Annotated in this window: 2 rRNA genes (1 of these 2 running past the window's edge); both read right to left on the bottom strand. The window is 58.2% G+C overall.

Annotated features, from left to right (window positions below):
* Positions 1-17: 17 nt before the first annotated feature.
* A 5S ribosomal RNA gene (rrf, locus tag FFT21_RS27965) occupies positions 18-134 on the bottom strand.
* 66 nt (positions 135-200) lie between these two features.
* Positions 201-2,958: ribosomal RNA gene (locus FFT21_RS27960) — 23S ribosomal RNA — on the bottom strand; it runs 357 nt beyond the window's last position.

The raw sequence follows: 2,958 nt of genomic DNA, 5'->3' as shown, positions 1-2,958 counted from the left end.
GCCCCTTCGGGGAAGAAGTTCGGCGGCGACCTACTCTCCCACACCCCAACGAGTGCAGTACCATCGGCGCTGGCGGGCTTAGCTACCGGGTTCGGAATGGGACCGGGCGTTTCCCCACCGCTATCACCACCGAAACACTATGAAAAACAACCAACCCCGGTTGTTCTCCCAGAACCACACAGTGAACGCGAGCAAACTTTGCGGACAAGTCTCTCGGCCGATTAGTACCAGTCAGCTCCACCCGTCACCGAGCTTCCACCTCTGGCCTATCAACCCAGTCATCACCTGGGGGCCTTAACCCACAAAGGGGAGGGAGACCTCATCTAGGAACAGGCTTCCCGCTTAGATGCCTTCAGCGGTTATCCCTTCCGAACGTAGCCAACCAGCCATGCCCTTGGCAGAACAACTGGCACACCAGAGGTTCGTCCGTCCCGGTCCTCTCGTACTAGGGACAGCCTTCCGCAAGTCTCCTACGCGCGCGGCGGATAGGGACCGAACTGTCTCACGACGTTCTAAACCCAGCTCGCGTACCGCTTTAATGGGCGAACAGCCCAACCCTTGGGACCTACTCCAGCCCCAGGATGCGACGAGCCGACATCGAGGTGCCAAACCATGCCGTCGATATGGACTCTTGGGCAAGATCAGCCTGTTATCCCCGGGGTACCTTTTATCCGTTGAGCGACACCGCTTCCACCAGCAAGTGCCGGATCACTAGTCCCGACTTTCGTCCCTGCTCGACCCGTCAGTCTCACAGTCAAGCTCCCTTATGCACTTACACTCACCACCTGATTGCCAACCAGGCTGAGGGAACCTTTGGGCGCCTCCGTTACCCTTTAGGAGGCAACCGCCCCAGTTAAACTACCCACCAGGCACTGTCCCTGAACCAGATCATGGTCCGAGGTTAGACACCCAGTACGACCAGAGTGGTATTTCAACGACGACTCCACCCCAACTAGCGTCAAGGCTTCACAGTCTCCCACCTATCCTACACAAGCCGAACCGAGCACCAATACCAAGCTGTAGTAAAGGTCCCGGGGTCTTTCCGTCCTGCCGCGCGTAACGAGCATCTTTACTCGTAGTGCAATTTCACCGGGCCTGTGGTTGAGACAGCCGAGAAGTCGTTACGCCATTCGTGCAGGTCGGAACTTACCCGACAAGGAATTTCGCTACCTTAGGATGGTTATAGTTACCACCGCCGTTTACTGGCGCTTAGGTTCTCAGCTTCGCCACCGAAGCAGCTAACCGGTCCCCTTAACGTTCCAGCACCGGGCAGGCGTCAGTCCGTATACATCGTCTTGCGACTTCGCACGGACCTGTGTTTTTAGTAAACAGTCGCTTCTCGCTGGTCTCTGCGGCCACCTGGCCCTAGCCCGCAAGGAGCTTCAAGCCCTGTGGCCCCCCTTCTCCCGAAGTTACGGGGGCATTTTGCCGAGTTCCTTAACCACAGTTCACCCGAACGCCTCGGTATTCTCTACCTGACCACCTGTGTCGGTTTGGGGTACGGGCCGCGTGAACACTCGCTAGAGGCTTTTCTCGGCAGCATGGGATCACTCTACTTCGCCTCATCCGGCTATGCATCACGTCTCAGGGTTATATGAGCTGCGGATTTACCTACAACTCCCCCTACACGCTTACACCAGTACTACCACTCACTGGCGGAGCTACCCTCCTGCGTCACCCCATCGCTTGGCTACTACCGGATCGGATCCCGCGCTCCCCACCACCCAACCCCGAAGGATCAAGCAGCGGTTCGGGCGGTTAGCATCACCGACCTCGCCAGGGACGCATCCACACGGGTACGGGAATATCAACCCGTTATCCATCGACTACGCCTGACGGCCTCGCCTTAGGTCCCGACTTACCCTGGGCGGATTAACCTGGCCCAGGAACCCTTGGTCATCCGGCGGCAGAGTTTCTCACTCTGCTCTCGCTACTCATGCCTGCATTCTCACTCGCGCCACCTCCACCACACGGTTACCCGGTGACTTCCCCGGTGGCACGACGCTCCCCTACCCACCCACACACCTGCACCCAACCCCAAAAGGCCGGGCGAAGTACACGTGTGAGCGACACAGCTTCGGCGGTACGCTTCAGCCCCGCTACATTATCGGCGCAGGACCACTTGACCAGTGAGCTATTACGCACTCTTTAAAGGATGGCTGCTTCTAAGCCAACCTCCTGGTTGTCTCGGCGACCCCACATCCTTTCCCACTTAGCGCACACTTAGGGGCCTTAGCTGGTGTTCTGGGCTGTTTCCCTCTCGACGACGAAGCTTATCCCCCGCCGTCTCACTGCCGCGCTCTCACACCATGGTATTCGGAGTTTGGTTGACTTCGGTAAGCTTGTCGGCCCCCTAGGCCATCCAGTGCTCTACCCCCACAGTGAAACACACGACGCTGCACCTAAATGCATTTCGGGGAGAACCAGCTATCACGGAGTTTGATTGGCCTTTCACCCCTACCCACAGCTCATCCCCCAGGTTTTCAACCCTGGTGGGTTCGGGCCTCCACGCGGTCTTACCCACGCTTCACCCTGGCCATGGGTAGATCACCCCGCTTCGGGTCTCGAGCACGCGACTCAAACGCCCTCTTCAGACTCGCTTTCGCTACGGCTACCCCACACGGGTTAACCTCGCCACGCACCACGAACTCGCAGGCTCATTCTTCAAAAGGCACGCCATCACCCAAAGGCTCTGACGGCTTGTAGGCACACGGTTTCAGGTACTCTTTCACTCCCCTCCCGGGGTACTTTTCACCTTTCCCTCACGGTACTCGTCCGCTATCGGTCACCAGGAAGTATTTAGGCTTAGCGGGTGGTCCCGCCAGATTCACAGCGAATTCCACGAGCTCGCTGCTACTTGGGATCCCCACCGGGAGACACCGGGTTTTCGCGTACGGGACTCTCACCCTCTCCGGTCCAACTTCCCAGAAGAATTCCGCTAACCACAGTGCTTTCTCA

It is taken from the genome of Gandjariella thermophila, assembly GCF_005405885.1.
In the GTDB taxonomy this organism is placed as follows: Bacteria; Actinomycetota; Actinomycetes; order Mycobacteriales; family Pseudonocardiaceae; genus Gandjariella; species Gandjariella thermophila.
The sequence above is the reverse complement of the archived record's forward strand: the minus strand, read 5'-3'. Positions and strand labels throughout refer to the sequence as shown.